This window comes from Pedobacter sp. R20-19, from assembly GCF_000708265.2.
Classification (GTDB): Bacteria; Bacteroidota; Bacteroidia; order Sphingobacteriales; family Sphingobacteriaceae; genus Pedobacter.
Window position 1 is genome coordinate 788,751 of record NZ_JCKI01000002.1, and the last position, 20,833, is coordinate 809,583.

The window sequence follows — 20,833 nt, forward strand, 5'->3', positions numbered from 1 at the left end:
CTTAATGTTGACCCCACTCAGAAGGATTTAAACGCCACTTGCTTAACAATTCCATGTCACTTTTTGCAATGATGCTGTGCTCTGCAGCATAATCAATTAGTGCGGCATAGTTAGATAGGGTAAGATAACGACATTTTGCGGCAGCGAAGTTTTCATCTGCTTTCTCAAATCCATAGGTAAAGATTGCAGCTAAGCCAGCAACTGATAAACCTGCAGATCTTAGGGCTTCAACAGCTTGTAAACTGCTTTTTCCGGTAGAGATTAAATCTTCAATAACTACTACGCGTTGTCCATCTATTACTTCTCCTTCTATTAAACTTCCGGTTCCGTGCTCTTTTGCTTTCGATCTAACATAAATAAAAGGCAAACCAAGTTCCTGCGCAACGAGTACGCCTTGTGGAATGCCAGCTGTAGCAACGCCTGCAATAACATCAACTGAACCAAACTCTTCCTGAATAGCTTGTGCAAGCTTCTGACGGATGTATGTTCTAACCTGAGGATGGGAAAGGGTAATGCGGTTATCGCAATAAATCGGCGACTTCCAACCAGATGCCCAGGTAAAAGGATTATTAGGTTGTAATTTAATTGCCTTTATTTGTAATAAAAATTCCGCTACCTTTAATTCAATATCACTTTTATTATACATGGCCCAAAATTACAGAATTTATATTAACGATAACACTTTGTTTATATCAGATGTTTTACCAGAGCAGAAGGAAAAGATTCAACAACTTGAATTTCAAGATTTTGATTTACAAACATTTTATAAAAAATTAAAGAATGGCTCAAAGAAAAGTTATTTGTTTTTAGCTAAAAATCCGGAGGAAACATTTAAAAGGCTCAAAAAGAATTGTGAGATCATTAAGGCCGCTGGCGGTTTGGTAGAGAGTGCTAACGGAAATTTCTTATTTATTTTCAGAAATAAAAAGTGGGATTTACCAAAAGGTAAACTTGAACTGGGCGAAAGTATGAAGGAAGCAGCTGTTAGAGAAGTAGAAGAGGAATGTGGGATTAAAATATTAAAACGCGAAGAAAAGCTTTGTAAAACGTACCATGTTTATCCAAATGGATCTAAAATGGTCATTAAAAAAACAAACTGGTACAAGATGAAGGTTAAGGGCGAGCCAAAATTAATTCCACAAAAAGAGGAGGGGATTGAGGAAGCTGTTTGGCTGGATAAAAATCATCTTGCTCCTGTGGTTAAAAACACTTTTCCGTCGATTATGGATGTAATGAGGGCCGGAGGAATATTGTAAATTTACAATTGCGAGGAGGTACGACGAAGCAATCTTTTTGGCTGAGATTTTTCAATGGAGATTGCTTCAGCAAATGAAAAATTTGCTTCGCAATGACGATTTTTTTCTTGGGAACGCACCAGTCGAATCGTCCTGCTGAATTGAGTTCAGCATCTTTTAGATAAGATCCTGAAATGAATTGAGGAAGACGATTTTTAAATTAGAATCTTCATTGCTGAGGAGTTACGACAGCCTGGCCTGACTTTTCGGGGAAGCAATCTCATGTTAATTTTCAAAATCCAATTCATCAACAACTTTCTTAACCTGTTTCAAGTACTTTCCATAATAATACCAGGCCCATAATTCAGTAATTACGCCAATAATCAAGATGGAAAAAAAACAGTTCAACAATATATAAACCGGAGATAGCTTATTAATAATTTTAACGGTCATGGAGGCACTTTCGGTTAAGAAATAAATAGCAAAAAAGGCTAAACCAATGAAAACGATTATATAGGTTAATGCCTTATAAAGTTCAATGTTTAGTTTCATTTCGTAAAAAAACCAGAGGATATTTTTACGGCTATCTAAGCTCATATCGTAAGAGTTTTTATAAAATCTGTAAAATTTTAAAAAATAATAAGTGGTGAAACCACAAATAATGACATAAAATATCATATAAACCAGTTTCATCTCGGTACTGAAACCAATAATATATGGAAACATAGACATTATAATTAAAGCGACCAGTTGATAGAAAAACTCATGTTTCATCTTTTTTCTGATGATATCAATAGGTGTGTGTGCTTGTTTTATTTTAAGCATATCTCCGGTAATACGGTTGTTCTCCTCCGAATGATCAGCATTCCATTCATTTTTAAGCTTATCAAAATTCATAGCCATTTTTCTTTATGATAATTTGTAATTTTTCTTTAGTTCTATTTAACTTGACTCTCGCATTTATCTCACTGATGCCTAGGTTTTCGGCAATTTCTCTGTGCGATTGGTTTTCCAGAAACAAAAATATTAATGCTTTTTCTACAGCATTTAACTCTTGGACAGCCTTATATAGGTAATCAAGTTTCTCTTCTTCAGATTCCCCATCATTTACATCGGCTATATTAAGATTGTCATCCAATAGCGCCTGATCAACCTTTCGATTTTCCTTTTTAAAATATACTAGCGCTGTATTTAAAGCTACCCTATACATCCAGGTTGAGAAATTACTTTTTCCTTTAAATGTTGGATAGGCTTTCCATAATTGTACAATGATTTCCTGAAACAGGTCTCGCTGGTTTTCCACCTCTTTCATATACATTTTGGAAATCTTATGTATAATCCCCTGGTGCTGATTAATCAGGGATAGAAATATCGTTTCGGTTTCTTTCATTTAAAACCCAATTGATTGACTAAATAAGTACTGGCGTTGTAACGGAAATGCAGATTGAACTTTAAAATCTTTACTAATTGAGTACGCATTAATTTGTTATTTACGCTATTAGTAATCGAATTGTGAAAACGTTACATAGGGAATGAAAAATGTTAGAAGTTATTTTTCGATTTTTACTTTAAGGTAATTAATAAATGCTGAACATGAAACAAGCATAAACTTAGCATCTTCAAAAGTTACTGGAGTATCGTTTTCTGATAATGCATGGCGAATCCCACCAGAATCTGAAGTATAACCATACAATAAAGTAAAAGCACTTTTTAAAGTTTGATGAAGGTTATGCATTTTTTCAATTTTTGCTAATGCTTTACCTAATGTAGCTTTGTTATCATTTGTGATTATAGCGCATAAAGATTCAACAGAAGAAATAGATTCTTTAATAGAATTCCTATAGTCAGGATTTTCTCTATTTGCTAAAATATTTATGGCGGTCTCAAGATGAATATTTACTGAGTTCCATTTTTCGGAATTTGATAAAGCATTTTCTATAGACAAAATTTCTTGCTCCGATGTTATTTGAACTATTTTATGATTAATTATTCTATAAGCAGACATTTCTGTAGTTAACGCTTCATTGCACATTTTTGTAAAACCAAAATCTTGCTTTTCGATTTCAGATAGAAATTCAATTAAATCATATTTCTCAAACCATTTAGCTTTAAGATAATATTTTTTTACATATCCAATAACCGATTCCGAATAAGTGGAATTATAACTTGGGGAGGGAGCTTCATCGGTTCTATTTCCAAAATATTCTTTCCATATATATATACAAATCTTCTCTCTTGGAGAAACGCTGTTATATTCACCATATTGAGAAAATGAATTGAAAAAATATTCAATTATTATATTCCAAATTCGATTTGTTAATTTTTCATCAATTGATTCGACTTGTATTAATTCTCTGATAGATGTCTTGCCTATTCTTTGCGAAAATCTCATATCTACAAAAACCCTAAAGCTTCTTTCGGTACAAAAGGACTTACATCGCCATGGTTTCTTAGAATATCACGAACAATGGTTGAGCTAATGGCAGAGTATTCCGGTTTGCTCAAAAGTAAAATAGTTTCTACCTCTGGCATCATGGTTTGGTTAATCTGAGCAATGGCTCTTTCATATTCAAAATCTGATGCGGAACGAATACCACGAACCATATAAGTGGCATTTATCTTCCTGCAAAAATCTACAGTTAAGCCCTGATAGGTTTGTATTTCGATATTTTTGTAATCAGCGAAAACCGTTTCCAGGATATGAAGCCTTTGTTCTGCTGTTAGAAAATTTTGCTTGGAACTATTCAGTCCGATTCCGATTACTATTTTATCAAAAAGGGGAGTGGCACGTTGCAGAATGTTTACGTGTGCGATGGTAATAGGATCAAATGAACCTGGAAATAGCGCTATTTTCATCATTCAAATATAAATTTTTAAGCCGAAAGGTGAAAGGCTTAACGAAGTTAATCGTTATTTCAATTGAAACAAGGTAGAATGGAGAAACCCCAAAGGGATTCAGCGAAGCGAAATCTTTTTAAGCGCTATTATATATTAATTATAAAGATCTCTCGGCTTTGCTCGAAATGAAGACGAGGTGTGGATTTATTAGAATGATTTATGAAGCAAAGCGGAATGGAGAAATCTTTTAAGCTTAATTAAGTGCTAATTACAAATATTTCTCCACTCCCGAATATTCGGGACAGGTTACGGAAATGACGACTGTATATTTATAATTTAAGATTTATTGCGCTCTGCGAAAAACCTGAGTGGCCTTTAGCGGTTAAACATATTCAAAAAAGCTAAACGATGAGTTTCCGTATTTACGGGTTTCAGTATAGCCAGGTTGATTGCTCAATCTCATATTGCTTTGGTGCTCCACAATAAGCAATCCGTTTGGCTTAAGCAATTGCTGTTCCTGAACTATAACAGGCAGCTGTGGGATATTGGGCATGTGATATGGCGGATCGGCAAAAATTAAATCATATGCGCCGGTCATCTGTTTCAATAGTTTAAAAACATCTGCCTTACGCACTTCCACCTGCTTAAATTCATATTTCTGTGCAGCGCTCTTTACCCAGTTTACACAGCCATAATCCATATCTACAGCTAAAATCTTTTCTGCGTTGCGGGAAGCAAATTCAAAAGTCAGGTTTCCCGTCCCGCAGAATAAATCGAGTACGGCACAAGTTTCAAAATCAAATTTATTGTTTAAAATGTTAAAAAGAGCCTCTTTGGCCATATCAGTAGTCGGGCGTACAGGAAGATTTGCAGGTGGCTGCAAACGGATGCCTTTTAGTTTACCTCCAATTATTCGCATAAACTTAAGGCTAGCAAACTGCTAAAATAGTGTTTAGGCATATCAGCCAGTAATTCAGAATGTTGTTTTTCAGCAGGAAGAAAGAAGTATAGGTTATTAAAATATTTTAGTAATGTATTATAATAGTCGTCATCTTCATTAATAATTCCCTGAAGATAAACTGGTACAGATTCTGTAAGCCCAAGCTGCTCCATAATTAATAACAGGAAATAATTAAACTCTTCGGCAGTTTCCGCTGAATAATGATTCTGGAAATTGATCTTCTTATCCTTTGCAAATAAAACATTAAACGAAGATGCTGTAAAATCAATTAATAAGGCATCACTAGTTAGTTGATTAAACAAAGCAAGTAAAGGTGATGCATGCGGATAAACAACTGCATTTTCCGGAAGTTTTTGTTGTATAGTTTCTTCTATAGAGAAAACAGTATTAAAACCAAGATGTTGATGGTGTTTGCTGTAAATCTTACCCTCAGAGCCCAAAAAATTAGCATAAACGGATAAATCATCAGCATTAAACCACTCATTCGGAATAAAGACAAAATTTGAGGTATGGATAGCTGCTTTTACTGAGCTATATGATTGTGATAGATAACGATCTGATGCGAATGCAGCCTGTAAAACAAGCGGCAAATCTTCACAGCCTTGCTGATCAAAAATTACTTTAACTTGTTCTGAGTCCTGATCAACTACCGCATAAGAAAAACTATCGTTCGTTATTTTTAATAATAACTGATAGTTTACTGATGCATCAGCTTTAAAATCCGGGTCTACCAATAAAAGGCTGTTATTACTCATTATCGCAAAAATAGAGTTTTTTAGAGATTAACCGCAAAGGGCACAAAGTTTTTTCGTAAAGTGTGCTAAGTTGGGCGCAGATCTGGTCATAATCCAAGCAAATCTTTTGACCAAAATCAAACCTTTCATCTATTAAAAATTTGAAATATTCGGCTTAAATTCGGAACATGAGTTATACGCCTACTTATAAAGCCGCAAACACAGTTGCTGGTAAAATTGAGCAACATTTTATTCGCTTGCATCAAAATGCCGCATCGCAGGGAGAAGTTGATCTGGCTACACAGCCTGACAGGAAAACAATAGAGGCATTGATAGACGTAGCTTTTTGGAGTAGCCTGCGGAAAGAAGAGGGACATTCACCTCGTATATCCGTTGCTTTTTTGCCACCATCTCAAACTTCAAAACCTTTAAAATTTGCAAAACCATTACCACTAAATGCAAACACACTTACTAAAATAGCACCTGGTATAGAGCGTTCTGGTATTCATTTGGGTGTGTGGGAAGAGCATGGCGAATTATACATCTGGGGTACAACTTTAAATATTCCTAACTTTTGTTTTGTAGTGGATGTTTCTGAACCTGGATTAATTGTGATCAAACACAGGCGGATTTATGGTATTGGCAAATACACTAACGTTGCGGTTTTAAAAGGAGAACAGATTAGAATTGTGGATGATACTTCCTGTACTAATCGTGATTGTCCGCCGATTTTAAAGGCTTTATTGGATTTAACGGTATTGGCCAGTTGGAATGATCCGATTAACATCCTTATTCAGTTCTCGGTTTCCATGCGTGGGCATGGGCGTGGCGGTGCTTTGTTGATCGTGCCAAAGGAAAATACCAAATGGAAAGATTCCATTATTCAACCCATTCAATACTTAATTGAGCCTCCGTTCTGTGGCTTGTCAAATTTGGCTAAGCAAAGTGGTAACCAGACTGAAATTTTCTCGCAGGGTGCGCTAAGGCGTGAGGTAGAACACTTAGCTGGATTAACTGCTGTTGACGGCGCTACTATTATTAACGACCAATTTGATTTGATTGCTTTTGGTGCAAAGATTGGTCGTGCAAAAGGTAAACCAACGGTAGAGCAAATTGCCTTTTCTGAGCCGATTGTTGGTGGAGAAGATAAACTGTTATATCCCGGACAGCTAGGTGGTACGAGGCATTTTTCAGTAGCACAGTTTGTGAATGACCAACCCGATGCCATTGGATTGGTTGCGTCGCAAGATGGTCATTTTACGATTTTTAGCTGGAGTAAACAGCAGAAAATGGTAATGGCACATCGGATTGAAACATTATTATTGTAAAATTGCTTGATTGCTGTTATTCTTAATAAACTGGGTTCGACTAATCATGTGTTTTACAATACTATTTGATGAGGTTATTTGTGTTTTTAACCACCCCGCCCTTTGGGCACCCCTCCAATGGAGGGGAATTACGATTGCTATTCCCTCCGATGTATCGGAGGTGGTCGTAAACCGGAATGGTAAAATCAGCCAATAATTATTGAATCCAGGTTATATACTTCAGTTTGTTTAAGTTAGTATCCTTAGCAACTTGTCGATGATTTAGAATAATTTGTAAATGCTGATGGCTGCACAATTGCTTTCCAAATCAATAAAGCAAGCACTTTTCAAAACAATTTAATAATAAAACGATTCAATAATAATGTACCTAAATAAAAGTCAATTAATTGCACAAGCTTATGAACACATACCCACTAAAGAGCAATTGCTTTTTTGCGAACGGATGTCAAAGTTTTTGCAGGAAGAAGATGAATACCGCTGCTTCGTTTTAAAAGGCTATGCGGGTACAGGTAAAACTACATCCGTTGCGGCTTTGGTAAAAGTGTTGGCTAAATTTAATTTAAAAAGTGAATTGCTGGCACCAACAGGGCGTGCGGCAAAGGTAATGAGTCAGTATTCTTCACGGAAGGCCTTAACCATTCATAAACGAATTTACAGAAAACGCTCGGCTGCATCGCCGGAAATGCAGTTTCAAATTGCTCCAAACCTATCCGAAAATACCCTCTTTATTATAGATGAAGCATCTATGATTGCCGATGAATTTAACGATACAGGATCTTCTATTTTGAGGGATTTGTTAGAGTTTGTCTATAACACTAAAAATTGTTTTTTGCTTTTTGTTGGCGATACTGCACAATTGCCACCGGTAGGAAGTTTAGAAAGTCCAGCCTTAAATGAACAATATTTAAAGGATAAATTTGCACTAACCATTACTGCTGTGGAATTGAAGGAAGTAGTGAGACAGGGAAAGAAATCGGGTATTTTAGCCAATGCGACCATGCTGCGGAACCAGATTTCAAAAAATCCTGAGAATCCATTGCCAAAATTTCTAACTAAGAATTATACAGATATTTACAATATGGCGGGTGCCAGGCTGGTAGAAGGATTAGAATATGCCTACCGCAAGTTTGGAATGGAGAATACACTGGTGGTTTGCCGATCTAACAAATCTGCTAATATTTACAACCAGCAAATCCGGGCAAGGTTGTTATACCGTGAAGAGGAGCTAACAGGTGGCGATCAGATTATGGTGGTTCGCAATAACTATTTTTGGCTCCCAGAAAACGAAGAAACAGCTTTTATCGCCAATGGAGATATGGCTAAAGTGATCCGTGTGAGGGGAGAGGAAGAACGTTATGGTTTTCGATTTGCTGATACCACCTTAGAATTTATGGATTTTCAGTCAGCAGGACAAATTAGCTGTAAAGTGATGCTGGATACCTTAAATCTCGAATCAGCAAATCTGCCATATGAGCAAAATAAAAAGCTTTTTGATGGATTAAATGAAGATTATGCACACATTGCAAATAAACGTCAGCGGATGCTGGCCATTAAGGCAGATCCTTTTTACAATGCCCTTCAAATTAAATTTGCCTATGCAGTAACTTGTCATAAGGCACAAGGCGGTCAGTGGGATGCTATTTTTGCTGACCAAGGCTATCTGACTGAAGATATGATTGACCTTGATTTTCTGCGTTGGTTGTATACAGCTGTAACCCGCGCAAAGAAGGAGTTATATCTAGTTAATTTTGCGCCTCAACTCTTTGCAAAAACTGCGCAGGAGGATTATTTTTAAGGATAAACTTTGCCACGGAAACATGAATTTTATTTAGTGATAGAACCTAAATTAAGTTTAGCCCCAGATTCGCAAATTAAAATTTACTCTATAAAGAATGGTAAGTAGACAAGCTAAAATGTTCTGATATGTTTTAGATAATTCAAAAATTACAACAATATCTGCGGTCAAGCCATCCTAAATTCTTACCTTGAATCAGCTAACCAAAGTATAATATGAAATTCGCTTTTAGCCTCAAAAATAAGTTAAAAATTGCTTTCCTGCTCTTTTGTATTATGTGTTGCATGCTGTTAATCCGATTTTTGGAAGATAAAAGCGTAGCAACAATTAATGAATCATTTATCTCCATGTACAATGATCGGCTGGTTCCGGCGACTGATTTATATTTCATTGCCGAAAATCTCTATCAAAAAAATATGATTTTTAATGATGCGTTGATCAACGATTCTTTGCCATTAACTGGTAAGGCAAAAATTGATCAGTATAACTTCAAAATTGATTCTGTTATTAAGAAATACGAACTGACATTATTGGTTAAGCAGGAAGAAGTGTTTTTGAATGATCTAAAAAGTGCCTTAGGTAATCAAAAGCAGCTTGAATTAATGGTATTGAAAATGACTGAAGAAGATGGACTTAGAATTTATCAGTCTGAAGGAAAAAAAATGTCTAACCAAACACTTGTAAAACTTTCTGCGCTGATTAAAATTCAATCAAATGTTGGCAATGACCTAATTAAGGATTCCAAAATCTTCGTTTCAGGAACTAAAATATATTCTTCTTTGCAAGGAATTTTAGCTGTTTTGATTGGCGTAATGGTTGTCTCAATAATTTCTGCTTCAAATATGGTCAAAATCCAGAATGAGAAATTTAATTTAAATTAAGGTTATCCGCAGATTATTTCATTCGTCATGCTGAATTTATTTCAGCATCTATCTAATATTCGTAATCTGCGGCCAAAAATGGCTAATTATTCTGCTTCTTCATCAGTTAACAACCGAATCGAATCATCAGAAAGTACGATTAAACGTTCTTTATAAAGGGAACCGATGGTTTTTTTAAATGCACTTTTGCTGATTTGGAACTGATGGTAAATTTCTTCCGGAGAACTTTTATCACCAAGTTCGATCACACCACCATTCTTTTTCAATGCATTTAAGATCACCTCTTTTGAGTCTAAAATATGACCGTAACCGCTAGGTTGTAAAGTCAGATCAATTTTGCCTTCTACACGTATTTTTTTGATCCAGCCTTTACGATGGTCTCCAATCTGAATGTTATCAAAAACCTCATTGTGATAAAGCAAACCAATATAAGTATTGTTGATAATGGCATTAAAGCCCAAATCGGTTTCCTCCGTAATTAATAAACTCACTTCGTCGCCCTCTTCAAAGTCGAAGTTTTCTTCCTCAACAAAATCATAAAGTTTAGATGAGGCTAGCAAGCGATCGCTATTTTCATCCAGATACAGATACACTACATATTTATAGCCTTTTTGCATTGGCCTTTTCTGCTCTTTAGTAGGTACGTAAACATCTTTATCAATGCCTAGATCCATAAAAATACCATCTTCTCCATCTGAAACAACTTTTAAGAACGCAAAATCACCCACTTCAGCATAGGCTTTTTGAGTGGTTCCGGTTAAGCGACCGTCTTTTTGGATGTAAACAAAAACGTTAGCATTATCTCCAATTTCCAATCCTTTTGGCACATATTGATAAGGTAAAATAACCAGCTTATCACCATCAGTTAAGTTTAAACCAGCTTCAGTTTTGCTTAAAACTCTTAATTCGTTATATTTTCCTATTTCAATCATGGTATTGGTTAACCATTTTCTTCAATGGTTTGCGCAAAGATAGTAATCTTTAAAAGCAACAGCCGATTTTAATTTTTTTATATAATTTAGCCGATTATCTAAAATAGCTACCATATGAATAAGCAGATTCCTACATTTTTTTTAAGTGACGAATATTTTATTGATGAAAAAGTAAACTTCCTGAAGTTTGCGAATGAGTATAAGGTTTATAATAATCAGGGCAACCAGATCGGTATCATTAAGCAACGCATCAGCGGTTGGCAAAAGGCATTAAGTTTATTGGTTGATAAAAGAATGATGCCTTTTAAATTGGAGATTACTGATGCGAACGATCAATTGCAGGCCACCATCAGTAGGGGCTGGACTTTCTGGATGTCTAAAATTATCGTAACCGATCCGATGGGTGTTGAAGTGGGCATTATCAAGCAGAAATTTAAATTATTTAAACCAACTTTTACGATATCAAATCCTGTTTCGGGAGAGGAGATTGCCAAAATAACTGGCGATTGGAAGGCTTGGAATTTTAATATCACTAATAAAACAGGCGCTGAAATAGGTAAAATCAGTAAGAAATGGGCAGGCGCATTAAAAGAGGTGTTTACCACAGCTGATAAATACAATGTTTCGATAGACCCTAGCTATGCAGAAAGCGACCAGAAGGTAGCGATTGTAGCCACAGCAATTACCATTGATATGGTTTTAAAAGAAAGTTAATAATTTTTAAAAAGTGAATGATTAATTGATGAATTAAAATTTTTTTAAGCATTTCATTAATCATTCACTTATCTTTATTTTAATATTTTTATTGCCAGCACTATCAAATAAATGGGTTAAATTTGATCTATCCACAATATTAATTTACCACATGGCAAAACCCAAAGAAGCTAAAAAACCAAGCGTTTTTAGTTTACTGGCATCATATAAAGGCTTAATTTTTCTACTCATCTTATTTGCCCTACTAAGTAATGGCATTAACTTATTGCTGCCAAAAATTATTGCGCATGGTATTGATTCATATACCAACAAAACGTTTAATCTTGATTCGGTTTTGCTTCAGTTTGCCATTGCCATTGTACTGGTTTTTATCTTTACCTATTTGCAGAGTATTGTTCAAACCTATGCATCAGAACGGGTAGCAAGGGATTTAAGGTCAAAACTTTCTGATCAGATTTCTCGTCAGAGCCATGCTTATATCATCGAAGCTAATCCTTCCAAGTTACTCACCAACCTAACTTCTGATGCCGATTCCATAAAAATGTTTGTGTCTCAGGCGATCGTTTCACTTGCATCATCCATCTTTTTAATTGTAGGAGCAAGCATTTTGCTCCTCATGATCAATTGGAAACTTGCGCTTTGCGTAATTGCCATTGTGCCTATCATAGGCATTGCCTTTTACCTGGTGTTGAAAAAAGTAAGGGTGCTCTTTATTAAAAGCCGCGAAGTAATTGATTGGTTAAATAAAGTGATTAGCGAAAGTATTTTAGGTTCAGCCTTGATCAGGGTAATCAATTCTCAACAACTCGAATACCAGAAATTTCTAGATGCTAATTCCAAAGCTCGTGATCTTGGTCTATCTATTCTCCGTTTATTTGCGGGACTAATTCCCATCATTGTTTTTGTCTCGAATCTTTCCGGCCTTACCATTTTGGTGCTGGGAGGTCATTTTGTGATCACAGATACGATGACGCTGGGTGAGTTTGCAGCATTTAACAGTTATCTGGCGCTTATTATATTTCCAATTCTGGTGATCGGATTTATGAGTAATGTCATTGCTCAGGCTACTGCATCCTACCAAAGAATTGAAAGTGTATTAAATGCACCTGAAGTTAAGCACCAGGGCACCTTAACCGATGCACTAACTGGTGATGTTGAAGCCAGAAATATTGAACTAAATTTCGGGCAGAAACCCATTTTAAAGAAAGTTTCTTTTGCTGCAAAGGCAGGTTCGAAAACAGCTATTATTGGTCCTACAGTAGCAGGAAAGACACAATTGCTTTATATTTTAACCGGATTAATTGAACCTCAGGCTGGTAAAGTTCTTTTCGATGAACAAGAAATTAAAAGCTATAAACAGGAGAATTTTCACCAGCAAGTTGGCTTTGTTTTTCAGGACAGTATTATTTTTAATATGAGTATCCGCGAAAATATCGCATTCAGTAATACCGTAACGGATGAATCTTTAGCGAAAGCCATTCAAACAGCAGAATTGAAAGATTTTATTGAGGCCTTACCCGCAAAACTGGATACCATTGTTTCTGAACGGGGAAACAGCCTTTCGGGTGGGCAGAAGCAACGCATTATGCTGGCCAGGGCATTGGCCGTAAACCCTAAAATTTTATTGCTGGATGATTTTACCGCACGGGTAGATTCCAATACCGAAAAGCGGATTCTTGAAAATATTCAACTTCATTATCCGGGTATAACCTTAATCTCTGTGACGCAGAAAATTGCTGCCGTCGAAAATTATGATCAGGTCATTCTACTGATGCAGGGTGAGGTGATTGCTACCGGAACACACCGGGAATTGATTCAGCATAGCCCTGAATATGTTCAAATTTACAATTCACAACAGAGCACAAGCAATTATGAATTACAATCTTAACCAGCTCAATGAAGAGCAGGAAAAGCAATCTACCTACCAGGCGCTTAAAAGATTGCTGAAATTCATTTCTGCCGAGCGGAAAAATCTTATACTGGCGTTAATCGCTATTCTTGTTAATTCAGGCTTACTTTTATTAGGGCCACTTTTGGTTGGGCATACTATTGATACTTATATCAGAACCAAGCAGTTTCATGGTGTGTTGGTTTTTGGTGGAATTCTTTTAGGCATGTACCTGATTGCGATGGTTACGGGATATATCCAAACCAAACTGATGGGAGGTGTGGGCCAGAGAATGTTATACACCCTTAGAAATGCCATTTTTAATAAGTTGCAGGAATTACCGGTTTCCTTTTTCAATCAGAATAAAGCAGGTGATTTAATTTCAAGGGTAAATAGTGATACAGACAAGTTAAATCAGTTTTTCTCTCAATCGCTCATGCAATTTATCGGAAGTATTGTAACCATGATTGGTGCTGGTATATTCTTGTTATCCATTAATATAGAACTTGGGGCAGCTGCTCTTTCACCAGCAGTTGCCATTGTTGTTTTTACCATTGCGTTATCGCCCTGGATAAAAGGTAAAAATGCTAAAAACCTGAAAAGTGTAGGCGGCCTAAGTGCTGAGGTTCAGGAAAGCCTGAACAATTTTAAGGTGATTATAGCTTTCAACCGTCGCGATTATTTTAGAAAACGTTTTGATGAGGCAAACAAAGAAAATTATAGGACAGCCATTGGTGCAGGCTTGGCCAATAATATTTTTGTTCCGGTTTATGGTCTGCTTTCCAGTATTGCACAATTAATCGTTTTGCTTTTTGGTATACACCTCATTTCTATAGGCCAATTTTCTTTAGGTTTTCTGGTGAGTTATCTATCTTATTGCACTAATTTTTATAATCCGCTGAGGCAACTGGCTGCATTATGGACCAGTTTTCAGGTAGCAATGGCCAGTTGGGATCGTATTTCTAAAATTTTATTATTGGAAACCAATCTTCAGGTAATCAAAAATGATGAAACCATTACCTCAGATGCACTTATTGAATTTAAAGACGTTCACTTTTCTTATGATGATTCAAAAGAAATTCTGCATCACATTAACCTGAAGTTCGAAAAGGGAAAAACTTATGCACTCATTGGGCCTACTGGTGGAGGAAAAACAACTACGGCATCATTGATTTCGCGTTTATATGATGCTACAAAAGGCACTGTTTTATTAAATAGAAAGGATATCCGGTCTTTCAGTGCAGAAGAGCGTACACAGAAAATTGGCTTTATTTTGCAGGAACCATTTTTGTTTACCGGGACCGTTAAAGATAATATCCTTTATGGAAACAACCAGTATAAAGATGTAAGCGACGATGAACTCACTAAGATTATCGAGAAAGCAAATTTGAATGCGTTATTGGCAATTTTCGATGAAGGTATCAGTACTAAAATTACTTCAGGAGCAGATAGTATTAGTTTAGGTCAGAAGCAGTTGATTGCATTTATGCGGGCTGTGCTCCGAAATCCTGAATTACTAATTTTAGATGAGGCAACTGCAAATATTGATACCATCACAGAACAATTACTAAGCAGTATCTTAAATAAATTATCGAAAGAAACAACCTTAGTTATCATTGCACACCGATTGAATACCATTGAAAATGCAGATGAAATTTACTTTGTAAATGAAGGGGAGGTACAGCAGGCCGGAACTTTAAATGATGCATTAAACATGCTGTCGAAAGGTAAGAGGGTAAGCTAAGTAAGAAATCTTGCTTCTCCATGCGTTGGGAATTAATACACTGGTTGATTATTTCACCAACCAGTGTATTAAACAATTATTTTATAACTGCTTCAAAAGGCATTCTGGCTTGTATACCAGAACTTGCCATTACTTTTTTCATTTGCTGGTAAAGCATGTAATGATCACCCAGCTCTTGTTTGGTATAGTATGTTTTGATTTTATCCGTGCTTTCGTCCATTAAAGATTTTAGTGGATCAATTACATCAGGATATTCTACCACCTTAAAATCTTTTATTTTGGCTTTCTTTGCAGCAGCATTAATGGCATCATTAAAGCTTCCAATACGATCTGCTAAACCAATTTGAACGGCATCTGTACCAATCCAAACATGGCCACCGCCAATGCTATCGATATAAGCTTTGCTTTTCTTTCTTCCATCGGCCACACGGCTTACAAAGCCGTTGTAAACCCGGTTTAATTCATTCTGTATAATAAATCTTTCACCAGCAGTCATCGGCCTGTTGGTTGCCATGATATCAGCGTATTGCCCGGTTTTTACGCCATCAAAAGTTATCCCCAGTTTATTGGTCATCAGGTTTTGAAAATTTGGAATGATCCCAAAAACACCAATGGAACCTGTGATGGTATTGGGCTGAACAAAGATACTGTCTGCCGCACAACCGATATAATATCCGCCAGAAGCAGCCACATCACCAAAAGAGGCAATTACAGGTTTTTCTTTTTTAGTCAGTACAATTTCTCTCCAGATGACATCAGAAGCCAAAGCACTTCCACCGGGAGAATTTACACGAATCACCACAGCTTTGATATCATCATCTAAACGTGCCTTTCTAATGGCTCTGGAAATACGTTCAGAACCAATTTGATTATCATTTCCTTCACCACCGCTAATTTCTCCATTGGCATAAATTACCGCAACCTTATTTTTGCTACTGTTTGCTTCGCTGCTGTTTTTTGCATAATCATTGATTTCAACCGAGCGGATATTTTCGCCTTTGGTTCTTCCAGAAATACCTTTCAGTTCTTCCAATATCTGATCTTTATATTTCAGTCCATCAACCATCTTATAATTTAAGGCGTCTTGAGGTTGCTGAATTTTGTATTGATCAGCGATGGAAAACAAAGTATCCCGTTCAATATTTCTACTTTTGGCAATATCAGTTAAAAAAGTATTGTATAATCCGCCCACATAAGCCGTAACCTGCTTGCGGTTATAATCACTCATTTTATCTAAGATGAAAGGTTCAACAGCACTCTTATAGTTACCTACTCTAATTACCTGCATCTCTACGCCAACCTTTTCCAAAGTGCCTTTAAAAAAGGTAAGTTCAGAACTAAAACCTTTAAATTCTAATGCACCTTCAGGGTTTAAATAAATTTTATCTGCCACTGATGCCAGGTAATAAGCACCTTGTGTATATACCTCACTATATGATATAATTTTTTTATGCGATTTTTTAAAATCAATTAATGCATTCCTCACCTCACGCATGGTGGCAAAACCAGCATTTGGGCTACTCACATTCAGGTAAATACATTTAATGTTATCATCTGTTTTAGCCTTCTTTATTGATTTCAACAGGTCATTTAATCCAATTCCATCTTTCTCATTACTACCCACTATTGGGAGATTACCAAAAGGATTTTTAGGTGTCCGTTCAGTGATGGGCTGATCTAAATTTAAAAACAGAATGGAGTTATTAGATACCGCAACGGATTTATCATCATCAAATGATGAAATGGCACCGAAAATAATCACAATTACGATAATGAATATAATTACCACAGAAAGGAAAAAACCCAGCATGGAGGCAAAGAGATACTTGAAAAAATCTTTCATTTAAATGTTAGTTTTGTGGCGTAAAGATATAAAAATAGATGATGCTTAATAAGGCTTTAGAGTATACGACTGCTTATTTGTTACTCGGTGGAAATTTAGGAAATCGGGAAGATAATTTAAGTCAGGCCATTTCCTTAATTGCAGTTCAAATTGGAGAAATAGAAGCAGTTTCTTCTATTTATGAAACGGCAGCATGGGGTAAAGAAGATCAGCCAGCTTTTCTAAATCAGGCCATTTCGGTTAAGACTCATTTTACAGCATTGGAAGTATTGAGAAAAGCTTTAAACATTGAACAATCTCTTGGAAGGGTACGTAAGGAAAAATGGGGAGAGCGATTAATTGATATCGACCTGATTCTTTTCGGTGATGAAGTCATTAACATAGAAAATCTGCTTCAAGTACCCCATCCGCACATGCAGGTGCGCAAGTTTGTAATGGCACCACTGGCAGAAATTGCACCTCACGTTATTCATCCTGTTTTAGGGCAAACGGTTCAGAGTATCTATGAAAATATTACGGATGTTTTAGAAATTAGGAAATTGTAATGATTAGTTTTGTTTTATGCAAAATATTGATGATCAGTGTCCTTTAGATTTATCATACCTCATTGGAATGGTTGGCCATAACCCAGGTTTTATAATCGAGGTTTTAGATACGTTCATCGAGCACACACCTATTTATCTTGATGAAATGGATGAGGCTTTAGCACTTAAAAACTGGGAAGGTGTTAGCAACTGTGCGCATAAGCTCAAACCAACCTTTAGTTATATTGGCCGTAATGATGTAACGAAACTGGTGACGGATATAGAAATGAAAGCGCGTAATCTTATTGTTGATCAGATACCGGAAGATATTGCACGTCTTAAAGTTATCATACAGCAAATTTACATTCAACTGGATCTTGCTAAAAAAGATATTCAGTTCCCATCCTGATCGGTTATCGGGTCACTTAAGTTTATTATTTCTTTCAGTGAGACACCAACCTATAGTACAAATTAATCTAAGCTGTTTAAATCTGATGATGTATGACTTGCACTCTGTTTGAAATGCAAGAAAGATAAAGCAATATAGAGAACCAGTACAAACGGTATAGCCACAAATTGTAAAACTGCTATTAAAGCCGCCGACAAAATCAAGAAGATAAATTTGATTTTATTTTTTGCCCAACTTAAATCGTTAAATTTTAGAGAAAAAATTTTAATCTCACTAATTAATAAGAAACTGGTGATTGCTGTAATGGCTATAAGTAAAATTGTTGATCCGATTACAGCTGGGTAATCATTGTAAATATATGGTAATGAGCAAATGAATAATGTGTTCATCGGTGTGTTAAGTCCGATAAAATCTTCTGTTTGTCTTTCATCGTTGTTGAATTTTGCTAATCTTAAAGCAGAAAAAATGGTAATTAGAAAGCCTAAATAAGGGAGGTATGCTGAAGTATAGTCACTCACTTTTAACAGGCTGAACATAATTACACCCGGTAAAAAGCCAAAGCTTACCATATCTGCTAAAGAATCTAAATCTTTACCAATGGCTGATTTCACATGAAGTAAACGGGCAACCATTCCATCAAAAAAATCAAAAATTCCAGAGAGGATAACAAAATAAGCGGCAATTTGTAGATCACCTTTAAATGCAAAAACGATTCCGATACAACCCGAAAAAAGGTTTGCACAGGTAATCGCATTAGGGATATGCCTTTTCATGAGGTTTAAGGTATAGGATTTAAGGTGTAAGATTTATACAAATGTAGTTGTAAAACCTATAAAGGTGTAAGGCTTAAAGCAACCAAGCAGGAAACCTTAAGCCATACACCTTTTGCCTTTCAGCCTTATCTAGCTGTTCATCGAAATTAAAAATTCTTCGTTGCTTTTTGTGCCTTTTATTTGTGCCTGTACAAATTCCATCGCTTCCTGGCTATTCATATCTGCAAGGTGGTTACGTAAAATCCAAACACGTTGTAGAATATCTCTATCCAATAATAAATCATCACGGCGGGTACTTGATGCGGTGATATCAATTGCAGGGAAGATTCTTTTGTTAGATAATTTACGGTCTAATTGTAACTCCATGTTACCGGTTCCTTTAAATTCTTCAAAGATTACTTCATCCATTTTAGAACCAGTATCAGTTAATGCCGTTGCTAATATCGTTAATGAACCACCATTTTCTATATTACGTGCAGCACCAAAGAAACGTTTAGGTTTATGCAATGCGTTGGCATCTACACCACCAGATAAAATTTTACCAGAAGCAGGAGCGGTAGTATTATAAGCCCTTGCCAAACGGGTAATCGAATCTAATAAAATTACCACATCATGTCCGCTTTCTACCAAACGCTTAGATTTCTCTAAAACGATATTGGCAATTTTTACATGGCGCTCAGCTGGCTCATCAAAAGTAGAAGCAATAACTTCAGCACGCACACTGCGGGCCATATCAGTTACCTCTTCCGGACGTTCGTCAATTAACAAAATAATTAAATAAACCTCTGGATGGTTTTTAGCAATGGCATTTGCAACTTCCTTTAGTAAATTAGTTTTACCAGTTTTAGGTTGAGCTACAATTAAACCACGTTGTCCTTTACCAATAGGAGTAAATAAATCCATAATACGGGTAGAGTAATTACTGTTGTCCGTAAATAAATTTAATTTTTCTGTTGGAAATAGTGGTGTTAAATAATCGAAAGGTACACGATCACGCACCTCGGCAGGAATTCTACCATTGATGGTTTCTACACGAACTAAAGGGAAATATTTTTCGCCCTCTTTTGGCGGACGGATACTTCCTTTAACGGTATCGCCGGTTTTTAAACCGAAGAGTTTAATTTGAGACTGTGATACATAAATATCATCAGGTGAGGTTAAATAGTTATAATCTGCAGAACGAAGGAAACCGTAACCATCAGGCATAATTTCTAAAACACCTTCATTTGTGATCACGTTATCGAAATCTAAATTAGAATAACTGTTTTCATTTTTGTGGTGGTTACCGCCTCCAGGTTGTTTCTGTTGACGGTTATCTTCGCGCTGTGGTTTTTCTTGTTTCTCTCGTGGCTCTTGCTTTTGTTTTTGAACGGGTAAAACCTCAGCACTCTCCTCAATTAAAGCCGAAATTGGTTTAACACTTTCTTCCGCTTCTACAACCCGGTCAGGTTGTTTTTCTGACTGCTGCTGCTGATGTTGGGGTTCATCAAATAAAGTAACTGAATCTCTTTTTCTTTCGATAGGAGCAGATGGCTCATCTTTACTTAATCTGGCTCTTTTTTTAACCGGCTTATCAGTTGTGGTTGCCGATGCAGCAACCTTAGGTGTCTTTTCAGCTTTTGCTGTTTTAACTTTGGTAGCAGGTGCAGTTGTAACACTGGCCTCAGTAACTTCGGTTTCGCTATAGGGATCTGCGCCCGTTTTTGCAGCATTTATAATTTCTTGTTGGTGCAAGAGTACCTCAACAAGGTCTATTTTTCTTAAAGAATCGGCACCCTCGATGCCATAAGTTTTTGCAAGCTCACGTAATTCTGGTGTGAGCTTATCATTTAATTCTGTTTTGCTAAACATTCTGAATATATATGTTTCGAGAAATTTTTCATTTTTTTTTATAACGGATGTTTCCGGTTATAAATCTGTCAGGACTAATATTTATGTTAGTTAAAAACCTGACGGTTTCATTGTTTATAAATTCTTTAGGCTATAAAACCAAAAATGAGTGTTGATATTTAAGCCTCAAAATAGTTTCATAATTGTTTACGTGCTGAATAAAAACGTTGAATCGTTTTCAAAAAATGGTAACAAAAATCGAGTTTTGATAAATTTTTCTGGGATATTCAGATAAACGGTTGAGAAATTATGATGCAATTGTATGTATTTGAAACGTAAACTACAAGAAAAAGTTTAAAATGTTTATAAAAATAATAAATGTGAAGATTTTTTAATCGTTCAAA

The 20,833-nt window shown here is 36.0% G+C and carries 20 protein-coding genes; 9 read left to right on the top strand and 11 right to left on the bottom strand.

The annotated features are described in order from the left end of the window. Window position 1: 1 nt before the first annotated feature. The gene (pyrE, locus tag AN34_RS07230) at window positions 2-646 is read right to left on the bottom strand and encodes an orotate phosphoribosyltransferase (RefSeq protein WP_029283774.1); all 645 of its coding nucleotides are present in this window, start codon (window positions 644-646) and stop codon (window positions 2-4) included. Between pyrE and AN34_RS07235 the strand changes: the two genes are divergently transcribed. Further along, window positions 645-1,256: an NUDIX domain-containing protein gene (locus AN34_RS07235; RefSeq protein WP_029283777.1), complete on the top strand. Its 612-nt coding sequence runs from the start codon at window positions 645-647 to the stop codon at window positions 1,254-1,256. The genes pyrE and AN34_RS07235 overlap by 2 nt on opposite strands. Before the next feature lie 264 nt (window positions 1,257-1,520). Here the strand turns inward: AN34_RS07235 and AN34_RS07240 are convergent, their stop codons facing one another. The 6 genes from AN34_RS07240 to AN34_RS07265 all read right to left on the bottom strand — a co-directional run bounded on the left by AN34_RS07240 (window position 1,521) and on the right by AN34_RS07265 (window position 5,789). Beyond that, complete coding sequence (locus AN34_RS07240; RefSeq protein ID WP_029283779.1) at window positions 1,521-2,132, bottom strand: hypothetical protein; 612 nt, start codon at window positions 2,130-2,132, stop codon at window positions 1,521-1,523. After that, window positions 2,122-2,625, bottom strand: a complete 504-nt coding sequence (locus AN34_RS07245; protein ID WP_029283781.1) for an RNA polymerase sigma factor — start codon at window positions 2,623-2,625, stop codon at window positions 2,122-2,124. The genes AN34_RS07240 and AN34_RS07245 overlap by 11 nt, the downstream gene beginning before the upstream one ends. Before the next feature lie 159 nt (window positions 2,626-2,784). Then, the gene (locus tag AN34_RS07250; protein ID WP_029283782.1) at window positions 2,785-3,627 is read right to left on the bottom strand and encodes an AbiJ-NTD4 domain-containing protein; all 843 of its coding nucleotides are present in this window, start codon (window positions 3,625-3,627) and stop codon (window positions 2,785-2,787) included. Window positions 3,628-3,629: 2 nt separating this feature from the next. Next, window positions 3,630-4,091, bottom strand: coding sequence for a pantetheine-phosphate adenylyltransferase (coaD, locus tag AN34_RS07255; protein WP_029283784.1), 462 nt, complete (start codon window positions 4,089-4,091; stop codon window positions 3,630-3,632). Window positions 4,092-4,455: 364 nt separating this feature from the next. Then, window positions 4,456-4,992 (bottom strand): 16S rRNA (guanine(966)-N(2))-methyltransferase RsmD, encoded by a 537-nt coding sequence (gene rsmD / locus AN34_RS07260; RefSeq protein WP_029283786.1) that lies wholly within the window; start codon window positions 4,990-4,992, stop codon window positions 4,456-4,458. Further along, entirely contained in the window at window positions 4,983-5,789 is an 807-nt protein-coding gene (locus AN34_RS07265; protein ID WP_029283788.1) for a DUF3822 family protein, read from the bottom strand. Before AN34_RS07265 ends, rsmD begins: the two co-directional genes overlap by 10 nt. 167 nt (window positions 5,790-5,956) lie before the next feature. On the opposite strand from AN34_RS07265, the gene AN34_RS07270 reads away from it, so the two are divergent. From AN34_RS07270 to AN34_RS07280, 3 genes are all read left to right on the top strand, one after another. Then, complete coding sequence (locus tag AN34_RS07270) at window positions 5,957-7,096, top strand: putative sensor domain DACNV-containing protein (RefSeq protein WP_029283790.1); 1,140 nt, start codon at window positions 5,957-5,959, stop codon at window positions 7,094-7,096. Window positions 7,097-7,457: 361 nt separating this feature from the next. Beyond that, a complete protein-coding gene (locus AN34_RS07275; protein WP_029283792.1) occupies window positions 7,458-8,891 on the top strand; it encodes an ATP-dependent RecD-like DNA helicase in 1,434 nt (477 codons plus the stop codon). Window positions 8,892-9,106: 215 nt separating this feature from the next. After that, window positions 9,107-9,772: an MCP four helix bundle domain-containing protein gene (locus AN34_RS07280; RefSeq protein WP_029283794.1), complete on the top strand. Its 666-nt coding sequence runs from the start codon at window positions 9,107-9,109 to the stop codon at window positions 9,770-9,772. 86 nt (window positions 9,773-9,858) lie between these two features. On the opposite strand, the gene AN34_RS07285 is transcribed toward AN34_RS07280, so the two are convergent. Beyond that, window positions 9,859-10,704 carry a S1 RNA-binding domain-containing protein gene (locus AN34_RS07285; protein WP_029283796.1) on the bottom strand — a complete coding sequence of 282 codons (846 nt, stop codon included), beginning with the start codon at window positions 10,702-10,704 and terminating at the stop codon, window positions 9,859-9,861. A gap of 114 nt (window positions 10,705-10,818) precedes the next feature. On the opposite strand from AN34_RS07285, the gene AN34_RS07290 reads away from it, so the two are divergent. The 3 genes from AN34_RS07290 to AN34_RS07300 all read left to right on the top strand — a co-directional run bounded on the left by AN34_RS07290 (window position 10,819) and on the right by AN34_RS07300 (window position 15,050). Continuing rightward, the gene (locus AN34_RS07290; protein ID WP_029283798.1) at window positions 10,819-11,418 is read left to right on the top strand and encodes an LURP-one-related/scramblase family protein; all 600 of its coding nucleotides are present in this window, start codon (window positions 10,819-10,821) and stop codon (window positions 11,416-11,418) included. Window positions 11,419-11,569: 151 nt separating this feature from the next. Then, entirely contained in the window at window positions 11,570-13,306 is a 1,737-nt protein-coding gene (locus tag AN34_RS07295) for an ABC transporter ATP-binding protein (RefSeq protein WP_029283800.1), read from the top strand. Beyond that, window positions 13,290-15,050 (top strand): ABC transporter ATP-binding protein, encoded by a 1,761-nt coding sequence (locus tag AN34_RS07300; RefSeq protein ID WP_029283802.1) that lies wholly within the window; start codon window positions 13,290-13,292, stop codon window positions 15,048-15,050. The genes AN34_RS07295 and AN34_RS07300 overlap by 17 nt, the downstream gene beginning before the upstream one ends. A gap of 76 nt (window positions 15,051-15,126) precedes the next feature. Here the strand turns inward: AN34_RS07300 and sppA are convergent, their stop codons facing one another. Further along, on the bottom strand, window positions 15,127-16,893 hold the full coding sequence (gene sppA, locus AN34_RS07305; protein ID WP_029283804.1) for a signal peptide peptidase SppA: 1,767 nt from the start codon (window positions 16,891-16,893) through the stop codon (window positions 15,127-15,129). A gap of 38 nt (window positions 16,894-16,931) precedes the next feature. Between sppA and folK the strand changes: the two genes are divergently transcribed. Both folK and AN34_RS07315 read left to right on the top strand, forming a co-directional pair. Then, window positions 16,932-17,438 (top strand): 2-amino-4-hydroxy-6-hydroxymethyldihydropteridine diphosphokinase, encoded by a 507-nt coding sequence (gene folK / locus AN34_RS07310; protein ID WP_051666299.1) that lies wholly within the window; start codon window positions 16,932-16,934, stop codon window positions 17,436-17,438. Window positions 17,439-17,454: 16 nt separating this feature from the next. Next, on the top strand, window positions 17,455-17,826 hold the full coding sequence (locus AN34_RS07315; protein WP_029283809.1) for an Hpt domain-containing protein: 372 nt from the start codon (window positions 17,455-17,457) through the stop codon (window positions 17,824-17,826). Between the two features lie 62 nt (window positions 17,827-17,888). Here the strand turns inward: AN34_RS07315 and pssA are convergent, their stop codons facing one another. Together pssA and rho are read right to left on the bottom strand one after the other, a co-directional pair. Continuing rightward, on the bottom strand, window positions 17,889-18,599 hold the full coding sequence (gene pssA, locus AN34_RS07320; protein WP_029283811.1) for a CDP-diacylglycerol--serine O-phosphatidyltransferase: 711 nt from the start codon (window positions 18,597-18,599) through the stop codon (window positions 17,889-17,891). A 129-nt stretch (window positions 18,600-18,728) separates the two neighbouring features. Further along, entirely contained in the window at window positions 18,729-20,450 is a 1,722-nt protein-coding gene (gene rho, locus AN34_RS07325; protein WP_029283813.1) for a transcription termination factor Rho, read from the bottom strand. Window positions 20,451-20,833: the final 383 nt, after the last annotated feature.

Bases quoted from the DNA above. Each gene is read 5' to 3' on its own strand.
- AN34_RS07235 (WP_029283777.1), top strand. From the start codon at position 645: ATGGCCCAAAATTACAGAATTTATATTAACGATAACACTTTGTTTATA.
- pyrE (WP_029283774.1), bottom strand. From the start codon at position 646: ATGTATAATAAAAGTGATATTGAATTAAAGGTAGCGGAATTTTTATTA.
- AN34_RS07240 (WP_029283779.1), bottom strand. From the start codon at position 2,132: ATGAATTTTGATAAGCTTAAAAATGAATGGAATGCTGATCATTCGGAG.
- AN34_RS07245 (WP_029283781.1), bottom strand. From the start codon at position 2,625: ATGAAAGAAACCGAAACGATATTTCTATCCCTGATTAATCAGCACCAG.
- AN34_RS07250 (WP_029283782.1), bottom strand. From the start codon at position 3,627: ATGAGATTTTCGCAAAGAATAGGCAAGACATCTATCAGAGAATTAATA.
- coaD (WP_029283784.1), bottom strand. From the start codon at position 4,091: ATGAAAATAGCGCTATTTCCAGGTTCATTTGATCCTATTACCATCGCA.
- rsmD (WP_029283786.1), bottom strand. From the start codon at position 4,992: ATGCGAATAATTGGAGGTAAACTAAAAGGCATCCGTTTGCAGCCACCT.
- AN34_RS07265 (WP_029283788.1), bottom strand. From the start codon at position 5,789: ATGAGTAATAACAGCCTTTTATTGGTAGACCCGGATTTTAAAGCTGAT.
- AN34_RS07270 (WP_029283790.1), top strand. From the start codon at position 5,957: ATGAGTTATACGCCTACTTATAAAGCCGCAAACACAGTTGCTGGTAAA.
- AN34_RS07275 (WP_029283792.1), top strand. From the start codon at position 7,458: ATGTACCTAAATAAAAGTCAATTAATTGCACAAGCTTATGAACACATA.
- AN34_RS07280 (WP_029283794.1), top strand. From the start codon at position 9,107: ATGAAATTCGCTTTTAGCCTCAAAAATAAGTTAAAAATTGCTTTCCTG.
- AN34_RS07285 (WP_029283796.1), bottom strand. From the start codon at position 10,704: ATGATTGAAATAGGAAAATATAACGAATTAAGAGTTTTAAGCAAAACT.
- AN34_RS07290 (WP_029283798.1), top strand. From the start codon at position 10,819: ATGAATAAGCAGATTCCTACATTTTTTTTAAGTGACGAATATTTTATT.
- AN34_RS07295 (WP_029283800.1), top strand. From the start codon at position 11,570: ATGGCAAAACCCAAAGAAGCTAAAAAACCAAGCGTTTTTAGTTTACTG.
- AN34_RS07300 (WP_029283802.1), top strand. From the start codon at position 13,290: ATGAATTACAATCTTAACCAGCTCAATGAAGAGCAGGAAAAGCAATCT.
- sppA (WP_029283804.1), bottom strand. From the start codon at position 16,893: ATGAAAGATTTTTTCAAGTATCTCTTTGCCTCCATGCTGGGTTTTTTC.
- folK (WP_051666299.1), top strand. From the start codon at position 16,932: ATGATGCTTAATAAGGCTTTAGAGTATACGACTGCTTATTTGTTACTC.
- AN34_RS07315 (WP_029283809.1), top strand. From the start codon at position 17,455: ATGCAAAATATTGATGATCAGTGTCCTTTAGATTTATCATACCTCATT.
- pssA (WP_029283811.1), bottom strand. From the start codon at position 18,599: ATGAAAAGGCATATCCCTAATGCGATTACCTGTGCAAACCTTTTTTCG.
- rho (WP_029283813.1), bottom strand. From the start codon at position 20,450: ATGTTTAGCAAAACAGAATTAAATGATAAGCTCACACCAGAATTACGT.